The sequence below is a fragment of the Streptomyces sp. HNM0575 genome (assembly GCF_012726265.1).
In the GTDB taxonomy this organism is placed as follows: Bacteria; Actinomycetota; Actinomycetes; order Streptomycetales; family Streptomycetaceae; genus Streptomyces.
The window spans coordinates 267,319-289,014 of the sequence record NZ_JAASAG010000004.1 but is presented as its reverse complement, the minus strand read 5'-3'; the positions used below and the strand labels follow the sequence as shown (position 1 = coordinate 289,014).

Sequence of the window (21,696 nt, the reverse complement as noted above, 5' to 3'; positions counted from 1 at the left end):
AGCAGCAGCAGGAGACGTCCCCGGACGGGTTCATGGTCCGCATCGGCCAGGCGATCATGCTTCACCGCGCGGGCGACCGCGAAGAGGCCAGGAACCGCCTGGCGCTGCTGTGGTCCGAGACCAGCGGTGAGGGCGACCTCTTCCGCCGCTGCACCATCGCGCACTACATGGCGGACACCCAGGACGACCCCGGCTCCGAGCTCGAATGGGACCTCCGGGCGCTCGCCGCGGCCGACGCGCTCACCGAGGAGGAGGTGGAGTGGGGAGAGCATTCGCCGGCGGTGCGCTCCCTGTATCCGTCGCTGTACCTCAACCTCGCCGCGGACCACGCGAAGCTGGGGGACAGCGGCGCGGCCCGCCGTGAACTGCGGCGCGCGCGGGGCGCGTTGGGCGCGCTCGCGGACGACGAGTACGGGGCGGGGATCAGGGCGGCCGTGGGCCGGCTGGAGAGCCGGCTGGGCCGTGTGTGATCCGCCCGTCCGCCCCGGCGGGTACGGGGTCGGGTGTGCGGGGGCCGGGCGGGCGGTGCGCTTCGCTCGCCGTCAGCGCTTCGTGTGCTTTGCCGAGTCGTCCAGCATGCCGTGCAGCAACTCCCGCAGCGACGTCCGCAGTTGATTGCGGGTGGGCACCTCGTTGACGTACGAGCCCGCCGTGCACGAGAAGAGCATGCCGTCGCACCAGGCCACCAGTGACAGGGTGTGCCGTTCCGGATCCGCCGATCCGGCGCGTCCGAGCATCGCGACCAGCGGCTCACGGAAGGCGGCGGTCCCGGTCCGCACGTACGTCTCACGCAGTTCCGGGCGGCGCGTGATCTCCAGCGCCAGCTCGTAGCGGGCGATGAGCAGCGACGGGTCGCGGGTGAGATAGCGGTGCAGCGCCAGGGCCAGACCGTCCGCCAGCGCCTCCGTGTCCTCTCCGTCCGGCATCTCCTCCAGGGAGATCACCTGCGACTCCCGTACGGCCAGGCGCCGCACTGCTGTTTCGATCAGCGCCGCACGGGTGCGGGCGTGGTTCGAGGTGGAGCCCTGCGGGAGTCCGGCCGCCTCGTCGACCGCCCGGTGCGTCAGCGCTCGGAGGCCGCCGCGGACGAGCAGACCGATGGCGGCGTCGGCGACGACCTCGGAGCGGGGAGTCCGGGAAGTCCGGGGAGTTCGTGGCGAGGAGGGGGAAGAGGGGGCGGCCGCGTTCATGGCAGCAAATGTACGACGGGCCCGCGCCGGGGCCCTCGTACTACGTGCGTAGTAGACTACGGATGTAGTGAGCGGTGCCGGTGCATCTGACTGCCGGTCCGCCCCGCGGCCAAGGAGACCGAAGGAGAGCACACCATGCCCGGATCCGGCTCCCGCCCCGGCGACGGTGACGGCCCGCGCGCCCTCGTCATCGGCGGCGGCATCGGTGGTCTCACCGCCGCGGTCGCACTGCACCGCGAAGGCTGGCAGGTCACCGTTCTCGAGCGGGCCCCCGCGATCGAGGCGGTCGGTGCGGGCCTCGGCCTGACCCCCAACTCGCTGCGTGCGCTGGACGTCATCGGCCTCGGCGACACGGTGAGATCGATGCGCGCATGGCAAGCGGAGGGCGGGCTGCGCACCCCGTCGGGGCGGTGGCTGTGCCGTACCAGCCAGGACGCCGCCGCGGCACGCTTCGGTGGCCCGTTCGTACTGCTGCACCGGGCGACACTGGTCTCGATGCTCCGATCCCGGCTGCCGGAGGGCGCGTTGGTCACCGGCGCGGACGCCGCGATCGCGGATCCGGGCGGAGCGGACCGTCCGGCTGTCGTACGCCACGGCGAGCTGGAGCACGAAGCGGAGCTGGTGGTCGCGGCCGACGGCGTCCACTCCGCGGCCCGTTCGGCGCTCTTCCCGGGAGCCCCTGCTCCGCGGTACGCGGGGTTCACCGCGTGGCGGCTCGTCGTTCCCGCGCCCGATGTCGCCTACGCACCGCACGAGACATGGGGCCGCGGCGTCCTGTGGGGCACGCAGCCGCTGCACGACGGACGGGTCTACGCCTACGCCGCCGCGGCCGCGCCGGAGGGGGAGCGGGCGCCCGACGACGAACACGCCGAACTGCGGCGCCGGTTCGGTGCCTGGCACGATCCGGTGCCCGCGATCCTCGACGCCGCCGGCCCGGACGACGTGCTGCGCAACGACGTCTTCGAGGCGGCCGTGCCGCTTCCCGCTCTCCACCGCGGGCGCGTGGCCGTGCTCGGCGACGCCGCGCACGCCATGCCGCCCACCCTCGGACAGGGCGGCAACCAGGCCGTGGAGGACGCGATCGTGCTCGCACACCACGCCGCGCCGGGGGCGGATGTCCCGGAGGCGCTGGCCGCCTACACCCGTGACCGGCTGCCGCGTACGAGCGAGGTGGTACGGCGGGCCGTGCGCGTCGGACGCCTCGTCACCCTCACCTCCGCGCCCGTCTGCGCTCTGCGCGATGCCGCCATGGCCGCGATGAACCGGCTGGCGCCGCACCTCGCGCTGCGCGCCCTGGACGGGATCGCCGACTGGAGCCCGCCGGGTCACGACGGGAGCGTCGCGGCGCGCAGCGCCGGGACCGGGACGGACGGAGACGGAACGGAAGGAGCCCGGACGGACGGAACCGGAGCGGAAGGCGGGCCGGGCTCCGGCTGAAGGTGTCGTGCCCGGGCCGCGATCGCAGGCCGGTCCGTGGAGCGTACGGGCGACGCTTCGTCAGCCGCGCCCGGAGGGCACCGAACCGGAACGCCCCCGCCCGTCCGCCCGCTCCCGCCTGCGGCGGCCCAGCGCGCGCACCGCGACGGCCGCGCCCCAGACGACGAGCGCCGCGACTGACGCGTGCACGATCCAGTCGCCGGTACGGAGATAGAGCGTGCTGCCGGTGGCCAGCGGCACGTCGTAGACCCGGGTGGTGCTGCGGGACGTGCCGATCCAGGGGCCCGCGGGCTCCCCCCGTGGTCCGTAGACGGCGCTGACCCCGGTGAGGGTGGCGTGCACCATCGGCCGCCCCGTCTCGGCAGCGCGGAGCGCGGCAAGCGAGGCGTGCTGCTCGGGCGCCCAACTGTGCTGGAACGTCGAGGTGGAGGACTGGGTGACGATCAACCGGGCGCCGTCCAGGGCGAGTTGGCGGCTCATGTCCGGGAAGGCGCTCTCGAAGCACACCAGCGGCCCGAACTTCTCGCCGGCGGCCTTCATCATCACCGGGCCGTCGCCGCGCAGCCGGTCCTCTCCTGCCGCACGACCCACCGATGTGGCCCAGCCCAGCAGCGAGCGGGCGGGGATGTACTCGCCGAAGGGCACGAGGCGGGTCTTGTCGTAGCGCTTGCCGGCCGGGCCGCCGGGACCGATCAGTATCGAACTCTTGTAGATGCCGGGGCGGTCGGAGCGCCGGGCGTCGACGTTGACGAGGATCGGCGAGCCCACCTCCGAGGAGAGGGCCGCGAGTTGAGCGCGCAGCCGGGGATGGGCACCGAGGTCGAAGCTGACGCTGCTCTCGCCCCACACCACGAGGTCCGTGTCACGGCCCTTCAGCTCGCGGGTGAGTTCCTCGCTGCGCTCCAGCCGCGCACGCTGGCCCACGACCACGCCCGGCTGGACCACGGCGACTCGCGTCTCGCCGTCCTCGTGGGGCACGGGCGCCCATGCCCACGCGGCGGCCAACGCACCGCCGCAGGCGGCGAGCGCCGCGACCGCGGCGACAGCGGTGAGGGCCGCGGCCGGTGCGGCGGACGGTGAAGTGAGCGGCGCCGCGGACGGTGAACCGGGCGAACCGGCCGGGGCCGGGGCCGGGTTCGCGGCCGGGGACCCGGACCCCGCCGTGCCGGGGCGCCCGCGGGCCCGGCCGGCGACGAGGGCGACGAGCACGGTCAGTGCCGTGTTGACGGCGACCAGCACGAACGTCACGAGCCACACACCGCCGGCCGACGCCAGCCGCAGCGCGGGCGTGACCTGCCACTGGCTCGCGCCCAGCAGTCCCCACGGTCCCCCCAAGTACTCCCAGGAACGGACCAGTTCGACCATCAGCCAGCCCGAGGGGACGAGCACCGCGGCAGCCGCCACCCTGCCCGGACCCGGCCGTCCGCGCAGCAGCCGCCGGACCAGCCAGCCCCACGGAGCCCACAACAGGCCCAGCAGCGCCGCCAGTACGAAGATGAAGACGTGCAGGCTCGGCAGCAGCCAGTGGTGCACGGCCAGCATGAAACCCGTACCGCCGAGCCAGCCCGTCACCGCCGCACCGCGACCCGAGCCCGCGGCACGCACGAGCAGCAGCCACGGCACCAGCGCCACCCACGCGAGCCACCACAGCGACGGTGCAGGAAAGGCGAACGCGGGCAGCGCACCCGCCGCGGCCGCCGCCACCGGACCCGCCGCGCGGTACGCGCGTCTCCGCAGACGCCGGGCACCCTCACGCCCTGCGGCCATCTCTCGCCTTCACCGTCCCGTCCGTGCCGACTGCCCGTCCCGGTCCCCGCCTGGCATCACGCCGGGGTCACCGTCCGGCGTCCCCGGCCCTATGGCTCCGCCGTGCGTCACCGCCGCCGTCGCGGTCACCGGCTGACCGACTGTGCGACGTTTCCCCTCCTCTGTGGCGTACATGCCCCGGAGGGGACCGTACGGACCCGCTGTGACCTGCGGCATAGACAGCGGCCGAGGCCATGGCAACCCTGGGCGGTTCGACAGCGAGACCCGTCCGGAGGCCCCACGTGCTGAGAGCGAAACGGATCCGGACCCTTCTGGGTCTGGCTGCCGCGACGCTCTCCGCGGGGCTCGTCGGAGCCTCTCCGCCCGCCGCCCCGTGCGGGGGAGGGGAGTTCCACGCGGGTCCCGCGAAGGACCCCGCGGCGCTCGTCGACCCTTTCACAGGCACGCGGAACGAGGGCAACACCTTCCCGGGCGCCGCCGTACCGTTCGGGAAGGTGCAGCTGTCGCCCGACACCACCGGCAGCGCCACCGGCTACGACTGGGACGACGACCGCATCCGCGGCTTCTCCGCCGTCCACCTCTCCGGCGTGGGCTGCGGGCTGGGCGGCGACCTCCCGGCCATGCCGACGACGGGCGACATCACCAGCACCGACAACCAGGAGTACGCCTCCCGCTTCAGCCACGAGAAGGAGAGCGCGTCGCCCGGCTCGTACAAGGTCGCCCTCGACGACTACGGCGGTACGACGGCCGAGCTGACCGCGGACCGGCACACCGGCCACCAGCGCTACCGCTTTCCCCGTACCGGCAAGGCGAACGTGCTGCTCAACTCCGGTCAGGCACTCCACAAGGTGAGCGACAGCTCGGTGCGCGTGCTGGATGACCGCACCATCGCCACCAAGGTCACGGGCAGCGGCTTCTGCCAGGGCACAGAGCCGTACAGCGTGTGGGCCGTCACCCGCTTCGACCGGCCCTTCGACTCCCATGGCACCTGGGACGGGGACGAGGTCACCGAAGGTGGCGACTCATCGGCGGGCGGCGGGCGGCGCGGGGCGTACGCCCGCTTCGACACCCGTGACGGCGACCGCGACGTCGAGGCGGTGACGTCGCTGTCGTACGTCGACGCGGCGGGCGCGGAGCGCAATCTCGAAGCGGCGCAGAGCCGTTCCTTCGACGAGACCCGCGACGCCGCACGCCGCGCCTGGCAGGAGCGGCTCGGCAGGGTGCGCGTGAGCGGAGGGAGCGAGGAGCGCATGCGCGTCTTCTACTCCTCGCTCTACCGTGCGCTGCTGCATCCCAACACCGGTGAGGACGTGGACCGGCGCTACCGGGGATGGGACCAGCGGATACACCGGGCGAAGGGTCACACGTACTACCAGAACTGGTCATTGTGGGACACGTATCGGACGCAGGCGCAGCTGCTCGCGCTCGTCGCGCCGCGAGAGTCGCGCGACATGGCGCTGTCGCTGCTGGACGTGGACGACCAGGGCGGCTGGCTGCCCCGCTGGGGCTACGCCACGCGGGAGACGAACATCATGGCCGGCGACGCGGTGACGCCCTTCCTCGCCAACGCCTACCAGCAGGGCCTGCTGAAGGGGCACGAGGAGCGGGCCTACCGCGCGCTGAAGAAGAACGCCGACGGTGTGCCGCCCGCCGATTTCCCCTATTCGGGACGAACAGCCAACAAGGAGTACATAGAGGACGGATACGTCCCATACGAGCCGGACCGCAAAAGGGAGAAACCAGGCACTCCCGACTTCAAGCACAGCGGTTCGGCCACTCTCGAATACGCCTCCGCCGACGCGGCCCTGGCCGGAATGGCCCGTGATCTCGGCCACACCGCCGACGCCGAACGCTTCCGGGACCGCTCCCGCAACTACCGCAACATCCTCGATCCCGGCACGGGCCACTTCAGGGCCCGCAAGGCGGACGGCACCTTCGCCGGACCGGCCGACCCGGCGCGCAGCAAGGGATTCCATGAGGGGACCGCCGCGCAGTACATGTGGATGGTGCCGCAGGACATACCGGGGCTGATCTCCCGCATGGGCGGGCGCGAGGCCACGGAGAAGCGCCTCGACTCCTTCTTCGCCTACGACCGGCTCGCCGAGGACCCGCGCAGGACTGTGCACGACCATTGGGTCGACGAGCCCTACGACTTCTACGGCTCCCGCACGTACAACCCGCAGAACGAGCACGACCTGACGGCGCCGTACATGTACCTCTCCACCGGCTCGCCGTGGAAGACCACCGACGTCGTCGACGCTGCGATGTGCCGCTTCACCGACGCCCCCGACGGAGTGCCGGGCAACGACGACCTGGGCACCATGTCGTCGTGGATGGTGCTGTCGGCCATGGGCGTCTATCCGGCGACGCCGGGCACGGACACCTGGGCGCTGAACACCCCCTCCTTCGAGAAGGTGGAACTGACCCTGGACCGCCACTGGTATCCGCGCGGGCACTTCACCCTCCGCGCACCGCGCGACGGCCCCGGCGACCGCTACATACGCTCGGTGTCGGCCGGCGGTTCGCAGATCTCCCGCACCTGGATCACCACCGACGACATACGGCGCGAAGACTCCCTCGACTTCCGGCTGGGGCCGCAGCCGTCGAAGTGGGGCACCGGCGAGCACGACGCGCCGCCCTCCCTCGGAGAGCCGCAGAAACCGGGCGAACGCGACCGTTGACCCGCACGAGAGGCGCACATCAAGATCGTTGTGACTCGGGGGCGTCACGAGCGCACGCCAGCACCAGGGAGTGACCATGAGCAGCAACGACGGAGCCGCCCGGCGCAGTTCGGCCTGGTTCGCCGCGGAGGGCCGCAACGGCTTCATCCACCGGTCGTGGATGCGCAACCAGGGATTCGGCCCGGAGGTCTTCGACGGGCGCCCCGTCATCGGCATCGGCAACAGCTGGTCCGAACTCACCCCGTGCAACGCCCACTTGCGCGACGTGGCCGAGGCGGTCAAGCGCGGCGTGTGGGAAGCGGGCGGACTGCCGCTGGAGTTCAACACCATGTCGCTCGGCGAACCGCTGATGCGCCCCACCACGATGCTCTACCGCAATCTCATGGCCATGGAGGTCGAGGAGACCCTGCGGGCCAACCCACTCGACGGCGTCGTGCTGCTGTCCGGCTGCGACAAGACGACTCCCGCGATGCTGATGGGCGCGGCGAGCGTCGACCTCCCCTCGATCATGGTGACCGGCGGGCCGATGCTCAACGGCAAGTTCCGCGGCAGGGACATCGGTTCGGGCACCGCGGTGTGGAAGCTCAGCGAGGAGATGCGCGCGGGCAAGCTCACGGAGGACGACCTGCGCGAGGCGGAGGGCTGCATGTCGCGCAGCCGCGGCCACTGCATGACGATGGGCACGGCCTCGACGATGGCCTGCATGGCGGAGAGCCTGGGCATGCAGATGCCGGGCGGAGCGGCCATCCCCGCCGTCGACGCCAGGCGTTACGCGCTGGCGCAGGCGTCCGGACGCCGGGCCGTGCAGCTCGTGGACGAGGACCTGCGGCCCTCGCGGGTGCTCACGCGCGAGGCGTTCGAGAACGCGATCCGCGTCAACGCCGCTCTCGGCGGATCGACCAACGCCGTGGTGCACCTGCTGGCCCTGGCCGGACGGGTCGGAGTGCCCCTGGAACTGGGGGAGTTCGACGCGCTGACCGCCGAAGTCCCCGTGCTGGCCGACATGGTGCCCTCGGGCCGTTTCCTGATGGAGGACTTCTACTACGCGGGCGGACTGCCGGTAGTCATGCGGGAGTTGGGCGGGCTGCTGCACCGTGAGCAGATCACCGTCACGGGCCGCGCCGTGGGCGAGGAGACCGACGGCGCCGAGTGCTTCGACCGCGAGGTCATCCGCACCATGGCCGAGCCGTTCATGCCGGCCGGCGCGGGCACCGCCGTGCTGTACGGCAGCCTCTGCCCGGACGGGGCGGTGCTGAAGGTGTCCGCCGCCGACCCCGAGCTGCTCGTGCACAGCGGGCGCGCCCTCGTCTTCGACCGTGTCGAGGAGTACACGGCCGCGGCCGACGACCCGGAACTGCCCGTCGACCCGAGCACGGTCATCGTGGTGCGCAACGCGGGCCCCAAGGGCTACCCCGGCTTCCCCGAAGTGGGCAACGTGCCCGTTCCGAAGGTGCTGCTGGAGGAGGGCATCGAGGACGTCGTACGCATCAGCGACGCGCGGATGAGCGGCACCGGTTACGGCACGTGCGTCCTCCATGTCGCGCCGGAGGCGGCGGTCGGGGGTCCGCTCGCGCTCGTACGCACCGGGGACACGGTCGAGCTCGACGTCCCGGGGCGGAGGCTGGACCTGTGCGTGGACGAGGCCGAACTGGCCGCTCGCGCGGAGGAGTTGAAGTCCTCGGCCGGAGGGGAGAGCGGGGGTTCCGGGGGCGCGGAGCGCGGCTGGGCGAAGCTGTACACCGAGCACGTGATGCAGGCCGACCGCGGCGCCGACCTGGACTTCCTGACGGGCGGCAGCGGCAGCGGCGTACCGCGTCACTCGCACTGACGCGGCGTCCGTACGGACCCGTCGTCCGGACCGGCACCGGGCCGCACCGGCCATGCGTCCGCACCCGCACCGCATCCGCATCCGCACCGGGCCCGGGGTCTTCCGGTCAGGGTGCCGCCCGGTCCGTCATCCGGCCGCCTGCTGATCCCCCCGGCCGTGACCGCGTGCCAGCAGGGCGAGCCGGTCCTGCACGTCGCGTACGGCTCCCGGTCTGCGGCCCGGCGCACGCTCCCGCAGCTCCGCGAGGCGCACGCCCAGCGGGTGCGCCTGCGCGGGGTGGGCGACCTGGTGCCAGCAGTGGTGTGCGCGGTCGACGGCCCCGAACACCTCGGCGTCCTCGGCGTCTTGACCGCTCTGGAGCCTTACGGAGGCGGCCTGGAGCCACAGGGTGCAGGCGCGGGCGGGCTCCCCGGCGCGGTGTGCGAGGTCGGCGCGGACCTCCACCCAGTGGACGGCTTCCCTCGAGTGGGGACCCGAGGCGCGCAGCGCGGCGGTCTCCCACTGGGCGGCCATGATGGCGGCCTCGCTGTGGCGGCCCTCGTCCGCGGCCCGGTAGATGGCCTCGTGGACCCCGGCCGGTATGGCGCCCGGGCCCGTCGTGTTCGCCGGGACCTGCTGCGGCACGGCGGGTGCGCCGGACACGGACTGCGGGCCGGGCGGCGGCGAAGGGGGCATCTGCGGTGGCGGTGGAGGTGGCGCGGGTCGGGAAGCGGGTTCCGTGGCGTCCGTGGTGAAGATCGCCGCCTCCGGGGCGGCCGCCGCCCCGGCCCCTGTTCCGGTGCCGGTGGTCGCGGTGCCGGTCCCGGTGCCGATGGTGCCGGTTCCGGCACCGGCCGCGGGTGTGTGAACAGGCGGCGCTGCACCGGCAGTCGGGACAGGCGCGGTCGCCTGCGCGTGACCGGCAGCCGGGGCATGTGCGGTTGCCGGTACGGGCGCGGGCACCGGCGGGACCGGCGGTGCCTCCGGAACGCCCGTGCCTCCCGTTCCTCCCGTGCCTCCCGTTCCTCCCGTGCCTTCCGCACCTGCGACCACCGGCCCCGGAACTCCGGAAGCACCGCCGGGCGCGGGCGCCCAGGGCGGCCCCGGCACGGTCCAGGGCCCGGCCCCCGTTCCGGCCGTACCGCCGAACCCGCCCGTACCGCCGAACCCGCCCGTACCGCCGAACCCGTCCGTACCGCCGAACCCGTCTGTACCGCCGAACCCGGCTGCACCGCCCGCAATACCGCCGCCGCCACCATCACCGCTACCGCCGAGCAGCATCCGCTCCTCCGCCCCCGCGCCGGGGCCGAACCCGGCTCTGTGCAGCGCGAGTTGATGCAGTTCGTCGAGCTGTGGGCGGACCCGGCTCGCCCGCAGCACGCCGGCGAGCGCCCTGCTGTAATCCGGTACGCGCATGCCCCGCTTCGCGGGCGGCGCCGCCAGCACCCCGTACAGCACGAGACCGCCGCCCCCGAGCGGGTGCTGCGCGCGCTCCCGCCACATCGCCTCGTCGGCCACCAGGTCGGCGATCACCGCGGTCGGCCCGAGGGGCCTGCGGCCCAACTCGGCGGCCAGCCAGTGCCACGGCAGCCCGGTGTAGCGCACGGACCGCTGCGTCGAGCGCGAAAGCGCCAGATGAGGGACGTGCTCACGGGAGTCGAGCATGAGCTGCCCGGCGAGATAGACCAGCAGCGGGCCTTCGTTCGCCGCGGCCGTGCGCAGGTGTGACAGCACGGTGTTGGGATCGCCCGGGTCCGGCAGCTGTACGACGCTGCCCGTGCCGGTGCCCAGCAGCACCGACGGCGGGGTCGCGGCGAGTCCGGGCAGCGCCTCGGTCGCGTCGACGGCGGGGTGCCGGCCCGGTGGTGTGGCCGCCACCAGCAACCCGTAGCCCCGCCCCGCCTGTTCGCTCTGCGCACTGTCCCCGTGCCGCGCCCCGCTCCCCATGTCAGCACCGTATCCGCTGACCGGCCTGGTCACTCCCGGCGGTACGTCCCCAACGGGCCGCCGGCCGAGGTCACTTGCCGGGGAGGGTCACCGGCTGGTCGTACTTGAGCTGGGAGAAGAGCTTCTCCGACTGCGTCTTGTTCCAGCGCAGAGCGCTGCCCTTCGACGTCGAAATGCCGCCCGCCGTGGGCACGTTGACCTGCTTGCCGCCTCCCTTCGAGACGCCCTGGACGGAGCGGAACATGGTGGTCAGCGCGCGCATGCTCATGTTCTCGTCGACGATGAGAGTGTCCAGTCCGGCGCTGAGAGCCGGGTAGAGATCGGACGGGTTGAGCATCGTGCTCGGCGAAGTCGCCTTGTGGGCAAGGGCGGAGAGGAACTGCTGCTGGTTCTGCGTACGCCCGAGGTCGCCCTGGGCCTCCTGGTGGCGCTGCCGTACGAAGCCGAGGGCCTGCGCACCGTTGAGCGTCTGGCAGCCCTTGCGCAGGTCGGCCCCGGAGTCCTCGTCCTTGACGTCCCTCTTGATGCACATCGGCACACCGCCGACGGCGTCGACGATGTTGACGAACCCGGCGAAGCCGATCTCGGCGTAGTGGTCTATGTGCAGCCCCGTGTTGTGCTCGATGGTGGCCACCAGCAGCTCCGGACCGCCCATCGAGAACGAGGCGTTGAGCTTGTTCTTCGCCGGCTGCGACTCCTTGCCGGTCGACGGACGCATGTAGCCGGGGACGGTCACCCACGAGTCGCGCGGGAGGCTCATCATCGTGGTGCCGTTCGCGCCCTTGTGCATGAGGATCATCGAGTCGGTGCGGCGGCCGCCGAACACACCGGTGTGCAGCTGCTTCCTGTCCGCCGGGGAGAGGCCTTCGCGGCTGTCGGAGCCGACGATGAGGTAGTTGGTGCCCTTGCCCGCGGGCGGACGGCCGCTGAACTTGTCGAGATTCACGTCGCGTTGGAGCTTCGTCTCGGCCCACGCGAACGTGCCGCCGGAGCCGACGAGGATCGTGGCGAGCAGCACCACGGCCGCGCGGCGCAGCGGCCTGCGGCGCTTGGGACGGCGGGGCGCACGCGGGGGAGTGGGCCCGAAGCGGGAGTTGCTCTCACGTGAGGGCGGTCTGCCGCCGGGGCCGCCGCCCGGGCCGACCGGCCCGCGTCCCCCGGGACCCCCCGGTCTTCCCGGCCCCCCGGGGCCTCCCGGTCCGCCGGGTCCGCCCGGGCCCGGGGGCCCGGCCGGTCCCGCCGGTTGCGGCATCTGCTGCCGTTGCGGGGCGTACATCGGGGCGGTGGGGGGTGCGCCGCCGACGCGGCCCACCGGCTCCGTCGTCGACTGGGCGACCTCGCCTTTGATCGTCTCCGGTCTTTCCCAGGACGGTTGAAGCGGCCGGCCCGGCTCCCCCTGCCGCGACGGGCCGCGCACGTTCACCGGGTCGGAGACCGCCCAGCCCTGTCCGGTACCGGACCAGCCGTGGACGCTCGAGCCCTGGGGCCCGTACTGTCTCCACTCGCCGGCCAACTCCGCGGTGTGGCCTGGAGAATCCCCCTGAAACGCCTGCGGCGCCTCCCCCTCGGCCCACTGGTCAAGTGGGTCCCTCATGGTCCGACTCTCCCTCGGTCACATCGAATCGGTCAGGTTCGTTGGTCATTTCGGCAACAGGCTCCGGCGCTCGACCGGTTCGCTGAGCAGATACTCGTCGGCCGTGCCCGTGCGGCTCATGCGCTGCCACTTGAGCCTGTTGCCGAGCATTGCGGTCACCACGGACTGGATGATGACCAGATACAGCAGCTGACGGTAGACGAACAGCTGGAGCGGCAGCGCCCACAGCTCCCGCAGCCGCTCGTTGTCCAGCTTCAGCGCGTAAGCGGCCGTGACCATCTGGATGGCCATGAAGCCCAGCCACACGCCGACCGCCTGGAACGGGTCGCGGAAGAAGATGCCGTACAGGAAGAAGACGTCGACGACCGGAGCGAACAGCGGAAGCAGGACCTGGAACAGCCCCAGATAGCTGAGGCCCCTGCGCCCGAAACGGCCCGCGGGCCCTACCTCCAGTACGGCACGGCGGTGCTTCCACATCGACTGGAGCGTGCCGTAGCACCAGCGGTAGCGCTGGCGCCACAACTGGCCCAGGCTCGAAGGCACTTCGGTCCATGCGATGGCGGACTCCTCGTAGACCACGCGCCAGCCCGCGCGCCACAGGGCCATCGTCAGGTCGGTGTCCTCGGCGAGGGTGTCGTCGCTGACGCCGCCGATGCCCATCAGGGCGTCCCTGCGGAAGGCGCCGATGGCGCCGGGCACCGTGGGCATGCACTCCAGAACCTCGAACATCCGCCGGTCGAGGTTGAAGCCGAAGACGTACTCCAGGTGCTGCCAACGCCCCAGCAGCCTGGTCCTGTTGCCGACCTTGGTGTTCCCGCTCACCGCGCCGATCGCCGGGTGGGCGAGCGGCTGGACCAGCCGGAAGAGCGCGTCGGGCTCGAAGACGGTGTCCGCGTCGACCATCACCACGATGTTGTGACGTGCGTAGCCCAGACCGGTGTTGAGCGCACCGGGCTTGCCGGAGTTGGCCTGCCGCACGACCGTCACCCGGGGGTCGCGCACGCCCTCGGCGATCTGCGCCGTGCGGTCCGTGGACCCGTCGTCGACGACGACGACCTGGAGGTACGGATGCGTCGAGGCCAGCAGCGAGCGCACCGTCGCCTCGATTCCGGCCTCCTCGTTGTGCGCGGGGACGATCACCGTGACCGGATCGGTCACTTCCCGCAGCCACGGGGAGCCCGGCCGGAACCTCTGGAGCCGCCGCATGTGGACCCTCGCGAACAGCACGAGCATCAACAGGCGCAGCACGCCGAGGCCGCCCGCGATGCCCAGCGCCCAGGCCATGCCCTCGGTGAAGAAGCGTCCCAGGGTCCGCGCCCATATCAGCCCCTCACCCCGCAGCCGCTCGGCCGCGGTCACCGACGTCATGGAGGACTGCTGTCCCAGCCCCCCTGTGACGGTGGTGAAGCGCTTGACGTTCCGGTTGTGCAGCAGATGCTCAGCCTCGTGATAACCGAGATCCGTGTGGCTGAACTGCCTTATCACTCCCTGCGAGGCCTTGCGGAACTTGTGGTCGGTGGCCACCAGGAGATAGCCCTGCTGGGCGCTGCGCTGCGCCGCGGTCCATTCCTTGCCGCACATCGTGTCGGCGGCCTTGGTGTGCGGCAGGCGCAGCAGGCCCGTGTTGACGCCCGCGGTGCCCGCGAGCGCGGTCTGCGTGAGGGACAGCTCCATCTGGGAACGGAGCGGGGAGGCGACACCGAGGTCGCCTCCCGTGTACGTGTACGAGCCGATCTCGTGCCCTTCGGCGCGGATGCGCCGCACCAGTTCGGGGTGCCGGGTGGCCTGCGATCCGTAGACGAAGAAGGTGGCCTTGGCGTGGCTCCTGCGCAGCAGGTCGAGGATGCGCGGAGTCCACACTGGGTCCGGTCCGCCGTTGAAGGTGAGTGCGGCCGTGCGGGCGGGCATGGAGGCCGTCTGCACCTTGTCGCCGTCGAGGCGCAGTACGGGGTCCCCGTTGTCGGCGGCGCGCGGGATCGGCTTGGTGCACGGGGCCTTGTGGCGTGCGGCGTCCACCTCGTGGTTCGTCCAGCCCTCGAAGAGTAGGGCGGCTGTGACCACGGGCAGGAAGAGCACCAGCAGCAGCCAGTGCCCTCGTGGGTCCCGTCGCAGCGCGTGCCGGCTCACCTGGGCGCGCCGCCGGGACGGGCCGAAGTGGCAGGGGTGGGGGTGGTCTTTGCGGGGTCGCCGTAGGGGGTGGGGGGAGTGGTCTTGCGGTCCGGCCCGTTCGGGGCCGAGGGGTCGTGGGGGGACGAGTCGTGGGGGGCGGACGAATTGTGGGGGGAGGCTGTGCGGGCCGGGAAGTGCGCGCCCGCCGGTACATCGGTGTCGTCCTGTGAAGAGCTGCTGGGCAGTGGCTGGTCCATACGCGGGGCCTGGTCCCCGCTGGGCTGGTGCACGCCACCGAAAACAGCTACGAAGAGCGCCATGTACCCGGTGCAGGCGCACCCGACGGTCACTGCCGCAGTTCGGACCAGGCGTCTACGCCCACCTGAACTGGCAATGAATATCGGGTGATTCTCGTCTGCACGCCTCCGACGGCTGTGGTTCATGGATCGCATGGGGCGTGAGTGTAGCCAGCCGAGAACGCGAGCGACCCGGAAAGATTCAGTAATCCATCTGTGAACTGTGTCGCCCTCGTCGGGGGTTCGCTTAGCGGAGTTCGGATTCGCATGGTCCACCACTCTTGGTCGGGCTGATCGGTCTCCCCCCGGATCCCCTCACCGCATGATGCCGCTCTTCAGCGGCCCTGTACGCGTTCTGGCGGTGGTGGGGCTTGTCCTGGCCGCAGGACCAGCTGAGGACAGGTGGCGCGGAAATCCGCCCCGGGGGTGCCCGGCGGGGCCGCGGACGGAGGTGCGCCGGTGTCCCCGTGCCCCGTGCGGGGTGGCGTGCGGAGGTGAAGAAGAGCAGGTGGGAACCGGTTTCCCCGTGCCGGTGCGGGACCCTGGCTGTCGCGTCGTCAGCTACGGAAGCGCATACGGAAAGCTTGCCGTTCCATCCCATTCGTCATGACTTGACGGCTGCCGGTAGGGGCCTGAATCAGCCTGCCCGTGACATGACATTGGCTCGAATCGATCGCTCCATACCCGCCAGTCACCCTCACCATGTATAGCTGCCGCGGGGCTTGAATTCCGCAAGGAACTTGTGAATACGCCGCGTAGCCGCCCTTAAGGAAATGCGCTTTTGTTTCCCTCATTCGGCGACGAATTGCGTGTCAGAGAATGAAGGTGCATCTTCCGCTGAAATGAGACATTCGGCCCCGGGTCAGTGTTGCCCGTTGTACTCCCGTTCGCAATATGAACGAGATGTAAAGATTCTGTGTGCGCCGCGCTGATGGCGGATCCGGCGGTGGGGGTGCGGGGCCTTCCGGGGTGGCGTTCGACAAAATCTGTCATCTGTCGTCTGTCGTCTGTCGTCTGCCAGTTGTCGATCGTCGGATGCCGGATGCCGGATGCCGGATGCCGGATGCGGGGGGCCACCCGTACCCGGGCCGCCGGCGAAAGGTCAGTGCCGTGACAGCGGCGTCCGCGTCCGCTCCCGTCCGGGCGACGGTCTCCGTACGACCACCTGATGCACCGCACCCGACAGCCGCCCGGGAGCGCGCACGACGACCGGCCCCGGGCCTTCCACCGGAATCTGCCGGGTCCTCGGGCGCCGCCGCAGCAGCGGGTGCCCGGCGCTGTCCGCCGAGAGCACCGCCAGCCCCCATGCGGTCACGGCCGCCGCGATCACCGCTCCCGCCGCGCCCAGCGCGCCGAACCGGAAGCCCTCGCCCAGCAGCACGATGCCCACGGCCGCCGCGAAGGCGGGGTTGACCACCGTCATCGTCGCCAGCGGCGCGGCCAGTCCGCCGCCGCGGTAGGAGGACTGCGAGGCCGCCAGCCCGCCCGCGGCCAGCACGCCGATCAGGAGCAGCAGGGGCACCGTCGACACCAGCCCCGACATCGAGGGGCTCCAGCTGTCGGCGACGGTCTTGATGAACACCGACGCGGTCCCGTAGGCGACGCCCGCCGCCGCCGCGAGCGCCACGGAGCGCAGCATCCGCGCGCGCCGCCCGACAGTCGTGGCCGTCAGCAGCAGCGCGGCCAGCACCCCCGCCACGGACCCGGCCAGCGTGATCTGATCCGCTCCGCCGAGGCCCTGGGCCGGCGTGGACCCGGTGAGTACCAGGAGGACCGCGAGGCCGCCGGAGACGAGGGCGATGCCGCGCCAGGCCGCCGCGCTCACCGGCCGCTTGACCAGGAGGGCCGCCAGCGGCGCCGCCAGCACCAGGGTCAGTACGCCCAGCGGCTGCACCACGGTGAGCGGCCCGAGCCCCAGCGCTCCCACGTGCAGGATCGCCCCGAGGCTGTTGAGGGCGACTGCTCCCCACCAGCGGGTCGAGCGCAGCAGCCCGTACCTGCTGGGCGGTGTGGTCGCGGCGAGGCGCTCCTGGACGATGGCCGCGGTTGCGTAGCAGACCGCCGAGACCAGCGACAGCAGCACCGCTGCCAGAAGGCCGTTCACGGACGACCCATGCGGAATGTCCACATCCGGTTCATACCGTCAACGATGCCTCTTGAGCGGTCGAGCTGTCCTCGTCCGCCGGGTGAGTCCTGCCGTACGGCCGCAGTACTACACCCGCGGCCCGGCATGCACCGCTGGTCTTACCCGCGGCTGCGCCCGGTCAGCCCGAGGAGACGCCGCCGCCCGGCGCGGCACCCTCGTGCGGGCTCAGCACGCCCGCCGCCACCAGCACGAACAGCGCGATCCCCAGCAGCACCCGGTAGATGACGAAGGGCATGAAACTCCGGGTGGAGATGTACTGCATGAACCAGGCGATCACCGCGTACGCCACCACGAAGGCCAGCACCGTGGCGAAGATCGTCGGCCCCCACGAGACGTGGCCCTCGCCGATCTCGGTGAGTTCGAGGAAGCCGGAGGCCATCACCGCCGGGATCGCGAGGAGGAACGAATAGCGGGCGGCGGCCTCACGGGTGTAGCCCATGAACAGACCGCCGCTGATGGTGGCGCCCGACCGGGAGACGCCGGGGACCAGTGCCAGCGCCTGTGCGCAGCCGTAGAGCAGGCCGTCCTTGACGCTCAGCTGCTCGATGGTCTTGCGGGGGCGGGCGTGCCCGCCCCTGTCGCCTCGTGCGTCCCGCGCGGCGAGCCGGTCGGCCGCGCCGAGGATGAGGCCGAGGACGATCAGCGTCGTGGCGATCAGCCGCAGGTCACGGAACGGCCCCTCGATCTGGTCCTTGAACAGCAGCCCGAGCACGCCGATCGGAATGGAGCCCACGATCACCAGCCAGCCCAGCTGCGCGTCGTGGTCGCGCCGCATGCCGCGGTCGACGAGGGAGCGGCACCAGGCGGAGATGATGCGCCCGATGTCCTTGCGGAAGAAGATGATGACGGCCGCCTCCGTGCCGATCTGAGTGACGGCGGTGAACGCCGCCCCCGGATCGTGCCACCCCGCGAAGGCCGCGGTGAGCCGCAGATGTGCGCTGGAGGAGATCGGAAGGAATTCGGTCAGTCCCTGGACGAGCCCGAGGATGAACGATTCGAACCAAGACATCTTCTATGACCCGTCCTTGCCGCGGCTTTGATCAACGCGGAGCAGACTACAGTCACCCGGATGGCTCGCCGCCGCGGGCTCGGCTACGTCAGACGCGCTCGCTGTGAACACGGCCCCGCGCACCCGCACTTGGGGCCGTCGCGGAGGCCGGGGCCACGTCGGCGACGGCGGTCGCGCCCGCCGCCGGAGCCCCGTCCGGGAACGCCGCACGGTCCGCCACCGCATCGCGCAGCACCGCCCGCTTGCGCCACGCCAGTACGGCGCCTCCGAGGCCGGAGAGCGCGATGAAGGCGAAGGCGGCGATGAAGACGGGCGAGGTGGGCGCCGCGGCGTGACTGCCGGCGACCACATAGGCGGCGGTGTTGGGGATGACGCCGAGCGCGGTCGCGGCCAGGTAGGCGGTCCATCCCATACGGGAGACGGCGGCGCCGTAGTTGGAGGCCGCGAACGGCACCCCGGGAAGCAGCCTGATGAAGAGCATCGACCGGAAGCCGTGGCCGCTCAACTGCCGGTCCGCGGCGGTCAGCCAGCGTGCCCGCAGCAGCGGGCGGAGGGCGTCCTGGCCGAGGACCCTGCCGAGGCCGAAGGAGATGCCGGAGCCGATGACCGTGCCCACGACGGCCGCCACCGTCCCGGCCTGGGTGCCGAAGAGGGCGCCCGCGGCGACGTTGAGCACGGGGCGCGGCACGAAGGCCGCGGTGCACAGTCCGTACGACAGCGTGAAGAGGAAGCCCGCGAGCGCGCCCGAGAGATGGGCGGGCAGCCCCTCGGTGACGTACTGCTGCGGCTCGTACACCAGCATCGATATCGCCGCGGCCGACAGCAGCACCAGCAGTGCTGCCAGCCTGCACCTCGGGGAGAGCAGCGTCTGCGCCAGCCGGCTGGGGAGACCGTCTGACTGCTGCGTGGCGGGGACGGACACGCGGCGAGCGTAACCGACGAATATGACCGCTCGCCGGGCAGGACGAACATCGCTTCTTTGCGGAACGGTCACTTCCGCTGCCGGATCACACGAGTCAGCAGACGGCTTCTCCCGCTGTGAGCGGTGGCTTCGCGAAGACGCCGCACACCGCCCCGTACGGGGTGGCGGTGTGAGAAAAATCAGTCGACGTACGGCTGTTGGGGCGCCAGCATCAAGGTCATGTTCCGGCAGTCCCTCCACTCGGCACGGCCCGCGGCAGCGGGCGTGCTCAGGGCTGCCGCTTTCTCGTTCGCGGCGGGCGGCGCGGCCGTCGCTGCCGCTGGCGCCGCTGCCACCACTGTGACCGCCGGCGCCGCTGCTGCCGCCGCCGTCGTGGCCGCCGACGGCGCCCGAGGCTGACCCTTCCCGGATCGCACCGAGGACCCCGCAGGGGGAGGGTCGGCCGGCTCCGGGGGTCCCGATCCCACCGCGCCGCCTCCGAGCGCGGCGCAGCAGACGAGGAAGAGACATGGCGAAGCAGCCGTACGTGCGCACCAAGCCGCATCTGAACATCGGCACCATGGGGCACGTCGACCACGGCAAGACGACGCTGACGGCGGCCGTCACCAAGGTGCTCAGCGACCGCGGCACCGGCGCCTTCGTGCCGTTCGACCGCATCGACAAGGCGCCCGAGGAGGCGGCCCGCGGCATCACGATCACCATCGCGCACGTCGAGTACGAGACGGAGACCAGGCACTACGCCCACGTCGACATGCCGGGTCACGCGGACTTCATCAAGAACATGGTGACCGGCGCCGCGCAGCTGGACGGCGCGATCCTCGTGGTCTCCGCCGTCGACGGCGTGATGCCGCAGACCGCCGAGCATGTGCTGCTGGCGCGGCAGGTCGGCGTCGAGCACATCGTCGTCGCCCTCAACAAGGCGGACGCGGGGGAGGAGGAGCTGACCGAGCTGGTCGAGCTGGAGGTGCGGGAGCTGCTGACGGCACACGGGTACGCGGGCGGCATCCTCCCCGTCGTAAGGGTCTCCGGGCTGCGCGCCCTGGAGGGCGATCCCCGCTGGACGGCGGCGATCGACGCGCTGCTGGACGCCGTCGACACCTGGGTCCCCGTCCCGGAGCGCTGTCTCGACGCGCCGTTCCTGCTGCCGGTCGAGAACGTGCTGACCATCACCGGACGCGGCACGGTCGTCACCGGAGCCGTCGAGCGCGGCACCGTGCGCGTGGGCGACCGGGCCGAGGTGCTCGGAGCGGACACCGAGACCGTCGTGACCGGTGTGGAGACGTTCGGGAAGCCGATGGAGGAGGCGCAGGCCGGGGACAACGTGGCGCTGCTGCTGCGCGGGGTGCCGCGCGACGCGGTACGGCGCGGACACATCGTCGCCGCCCCGGGCAGCGTCACTCCCCGCCGCCGCTTCACCGCGCGGGTACGTCTGCTCAGCACGCGGGACGGCGGGCGCCGCACCCCCGTGCACAGCGGATACCGGCCGCAGTTCTATCTGCGTACGGCCGATGTGCCCGGCGCGGTCACGCTCGCCGCCGACGCCGTGGCGCTCCCCGGCGACACCGTGACGGTCGGCGTCGAACTCGGGCACGAGGTGCCCCTGGAGACGGGCCTCGGCTTCGCCGTGCGCGAGGGCGGCCGCACGGTCGGGGCGGGCACCGTCACAGGGGTCGGCGACGAGTGACGGCGGAGGAGGGCGGGCCGGTGTGAAGGCCCCGACTATGACGCCCTGAGAGACCGGCCCGGACGTAGGGCGGTGCGACCGCCGCCGCGTCCGGGCCGGTCCGCGTCCGGCTGGTCGGCCGCCCGGCTCCTCGGTTGCCGGGCTGTCCGGCCGTCGGGACCGTGCCCGCCGTTCCAGCCGGGGCCCGGACCCTGCCCGGCGACGGCCGCGCTGCCCGCGCGCACAATGGCACGGTGGACGAAGACCCGATACCCGTGAGCCGTGCCGTCCACAGCGGCACGGCCAAGCTGCTCCCCGACATCGACCGCGAGGGCGGCTGGCTGCTCACGGTCGACGGCACGCCACAGTCCTACGTCGATCTGCGCGACGCCACGCACCTGGAGTTCGAGTACGCCCGGCGGGTCGCGCACGTACTGGATCTGGCGGCACCTCCCGAACACCCCCTGGACATAACGCACTTGGGCGGCGGCGCCCTCACCCTCCCGCGGTACGCGGCCGCGACGAGGCCCGGATCGCGGCAGCGGGTCGCCGACACCGACGCGGCGCTGCTGGACTTCGTACAGGAGCACCTGCCGCTGCCGCCCGCTTCCGGAATCGCGCTGTCCGATCAGGACGCCCGCGACTTCCTCGACGGCTCGCCCGCCGCCTCCGCCGACGTGGCCGTCGCCGACGTGTACGGCGGCATGCACGTACCCCCGCATCTGACCACCGTCTCCTACGCGTGTGCCGTGAGCCGCGTCCTGCGGGAGCAGGGGATCTGCGTGCTCAACGTCGCCGACGCCGCGCCCTTCCGCTTCGCGGCCTCCCAACTGGCCACGTTCGGCACGGTCTTCGGGCACCTGTGCCTGGTGGCCGAGCCGTCGGTGCTGCGGGGCCGCCGCTTCGGGAACATCGTGCTGGTCGCCTCGCACACGCCCTTCCCCGTCGACGCGCTCGCCCGCAGGGCCGCCTCGGACGCCTTCCCGGCACGGGTCGTGCACGGAGCGGCGCTGGAGCGGCTCATCGGCGGAGCCGTGCCCGTCGAGGACGGCGACGAGGTGCCCTCCCCGGAGCCGCCCGACGGCGCCTTCACCGTCGGCTGAGCGGCGCTCCGTGGCGCTCAGCGGT

General features: G+C 72.1%; 15 protein-coding genes. 7 read left to right on the top strand and 8 right to left on the bottom strand.

The genetic code is table 11. The annotated features are described in order from the left end of the window. Positions 1 to 32 precede the first annotated feature (32 nt). Positions 33 to 470 (top strand): hypothetical protein, encoded by a 438-nt coding sequence (locus HCC61_RS12540; RefSeq protein ID WP_169135688.1) that lies wholly within the window; start codon positions 33 to 35, stop codon positions 468 to 470. A gap of 72 nt (positions 471 to 542) precedes the next feature. Here the strand turns inward: HCC61_RS12540 and HCC61_RS12535 are convergent, their stop codons facing one another. Continuing rightward, positions 543 to 1,190: a TetR/AcrR family transcriptional regulator gene (locus HCC61_RS12535; RefSeq protein WP_169135467.1), complete on the bottom strand. Its 648-nt coding sequence runs from the start codon at positions 1,188 to 1,190 to the stop codon at positions 543 to 545. A 135-nt stretch (positions 1,191 to 1,325) separates the two neighbouring features. On the opposite strand from HCC61_RS12535, the gene HCC61_RS12530 reads away from it, so the two are divergent. Further along, a complete protein-coding gene (locus HCC61_RS12530; RefSeq protein ID WP_169135466.1) occupies positions 1,326 to 2,627 on the top strand; it encodes an FAD-dependent oxidoreductase in 1,302 nt (433 codons plus the stop codon). 60 nt (positions 2,628 to 2,687) lie between these two features. On the opposite strand, the gene lnt is transcribed toward HCC61_RS12530, so the two are convergent. After that, positions 2,688 to 4,394, bottom strand: a complete 1,707-nt coding sequence (gene lnt, locus HCC61_RS12525) for an apolipoprotein N-acyltransferase (protein WP_169135465.1) — start codon at positions 4,392 to 4,394, stop codon at positions 2,688 to 2,690. A 281-nt stretch (positions 4,395 to 4,675) separates the two neighbouring features. Between lnt and HCC61_RS12520 the strand changes: the two genes are divergently transcribed. Together HCC61_RS12520 and HCC61_RS12515 are read left to right on the top strand one after the other, a co-directional pair. Continuing rightward, positions 4,676 to 7,075 carry a GH92 family glycosyl hydrolase gene (locus tag HCC61_RS12520; RefSeq protein ID WP_346777156.1) on the top strand — a complete coding sequence of 800 codons (2,400 nt, stop codon included), beginning with the start codon at positions 4,676 to 4,678 and terminating at the stop codon, positions 7,073 to 7,075. Between the two features lie 76 nt (positions 7,076 to 7,151). Further along, on the top strand, positions 7,152 to 8,903 hold the full coding sequence (locus tag HCC61_RS12515; RefSeq protein ID WP_169135463.1) for an IlvD/Edd family dehydratase: 1,752 nt from the start codon (positions 7,152 to 7,154) through the stop codon (positions 8,901 to 8,903). 126 nt (positions 8,904 to 9,029) lie between these two features. Here HCC61_RS12515 and HCC61_RS12510 read toward each other — a convergent pair whose 3' ends face one another. The 6 genes from HCC61_RS12510 to HCC61_RS12485 form a co-directional block, all read right to left on the bottom strand. Further along, positions 9,030 to 10,829 (bottom strand): hypothetical protein, encoded by a 1,800-nt coding sequence (locus HCC61_RS12510; protein WP_169135462.1) that lies wholly within the window; start codon positions 10,827 to 10,829, stop codon positions 9,030 to 9,032. 70 nt (positions 10,830 to 10,899) lie between these two features. Then, complete coding sequence (locus HCC61_RS12505) at positions 10,900 to 12,423, bottom strand: LCP family protein (RefSeq protein ID WP_240968931.1); 1,524 nt, start codon at positions 12,421 to 12,423, stop codon at positions 10,900 to 10,902. Positions 12,424 to 12,468: 45 nt separating this feature from the next. After that, entirely contained in the window at positions 12,469 to 14,550 is a 2,082-nt protein-coding gene (locus HCC61_RS12500; RefSeq protein WP_346777155.1) for a bifunctional polysaccharide deacetylase/glycosyltransferase family 2 protein, read from the bottom strand. Between the two features lie 1,380 nt (positions 14,551 to 15,930). Beyond that, positions 15,931 to 16,932 carry a DMT family transporter gene (locus tag HCC61_RS12495; RefSeq protein ID WP_169135461.1) on the bottom strand — a complete coding sequence of 334 codons (1,002 nt, stop codon included), beginning with the start codon at positions 16,930 to 16,932 and terminating at the stop codon, positions 15,931 to 15,933. A 160-nt stretch (positions 16,933 to 17,092) separates the two neighbouring features. Continuing rightward, a complete protein-coding gene (locus HCC61_RS12490) occupies positions 17,093 to 17,983 on the bottom strand; it encodes an undecaprenyl-diphosphate phosphatase (RefSeq protein ID WP_169135460.1) in 891 nt (296 codons plus the stop codon). 88 nt (positions 17,984 to 18,071) lie between these two features. Further along, the gene (locus HCC61_RS12485; RefSeq protein WP_346777154.1) at positions 18,072 to 18,905 is read right to left on the bottom strand and encodes a TVP38/TMEM64 family protein; all 834 of its coding nucleotides are present in this window, start codon (positions 18,903 to 18,905) and stop codon (positions 18,072 to 18,074) included. A gap of 219 nt (positions 18,906 to 19,124) precedes the next feature. On the opposite strand from HCC61_RS12485, the gene HCC61_RS12480 reads away from it, so the two are divergent. The 3 genes from HCC61_RS12480 (at position 19,125) to HCC61_RS12470 (ending at position 21,671) form a co-directional block, all read left to right on the top strand. Beyond that, positions 19,125 to 19,304: a hypothetical protein gene (locus HCC61_RS12480; RefSeq protein WP_169135459.1), complete on the top strand. Its 180-nt coding sequence runs from the start codon at positions 19,125 to 19,127 to the stop codon at positions 19,302 to 19,304. 109 nt (positions 19,305 to 19,413) lie between these two features. Beyond that, the gene (gene tuf / locus HCC61_RS12475) at positions 19,414 to 20,589 is read left to right on the top strand and encodes an elongation factor Tu (RefSeq protein WP_169135458.1); all 1,176 of its coding nucleotides are present in this window, start codon (positions 19,414 to 19,416) and stop codon (positions 20,587 to 20,589) included. 233 nt (positions 20,590 to 20,822) lie between these two features. Further along, on the top strand, positions 20,823 to 21,671 hold the full coding sequence (locus HCC61_RS12470) for a fused MFS/spermidine synthase (protein ID WP_169135457.1): 849 nt from the start codon (positions 20,823 to 20,825) through the stop codon (positions 21,669 to 21,671). Positions 21,672 to 21,696: the final 25 nt, after the last annotated feature.

Excerpts from the sequence above, each read along its gene's own strand:
- HCC61_RS12530 (WP_169135466.1), top strand. The coding sequence starts at position 1,326 with ATGCCCGGATCCGGCTCCCGCCCCGGCGACGGTGACGGCCCGCGCGCC.
- tuf (WP_169135458.1), top strand. The coding sequence starts at position 19,414 with ATGGCGAAGCAGCCGTACGTGCGCACCAAGCCGCATCTGAACATCGGC.
- lnt (WP_169135465.1), bottom strand. The coding sequence starts at position 4,394 with ATGGCCGCAGGGCGTGAGGGTGCCCGGCGTCTGCGGAGACGCGCGTAC.
- HCC61_RS12535 (WP_169135467.1), bottom strand. The coding sequence starts at position 1,190 with ATGAACGCGGCCGCCCCCTCTTCCCCCTCCTCGCCACGAACTCCCCGG.
- HCC61_RS12480 (WP_169135459.1), top strand. The coding sequence starts at position 19,125 with ATGTTCCGGCAGTCCCTCCACTCGGCACGGCCCGCGGCAGCGGGCGTG.
- HCC61_RS12515 (WP_169135463.1), top strand. The coding sequence starts at position 7,152 with ATGAGCAGCAACGACGGAGCCGCCCGGCGCAGTTCGGCCTGGTTCGCC.
- HCC61_RS12540 (WP_169135688.1), top strand. The coding sequence starts at position 33 with ATGGTCCGCATCGGCCAGGCGATCATGCTTCACCGCGCGGGCGACCGC.
- HCC61_RS12490 (WP_169135460.1), bottom strand. The coding sequence starts at position 17,983 with ATGTCTTGGTTCGAATCGTTCATCCTCGGGCTCGTCCAGGGACTGACC.
- HCC61_RS12510 (WP_169135462.1), bottom strand. The coding sequence starts at position 10,829 with ATGGGGAGCGGGGCGCGGCACGGGGACAGTGCGCAGAGCGAACAGGCG.
- HCC61_RS12505 (WP_240968931.1), bottom strand. The coding sequence starts at position 12,423 with ATGAGGGACCCACTTGACCAGTGGGCCGAGGGGGAGGCGCCGCAGGCG.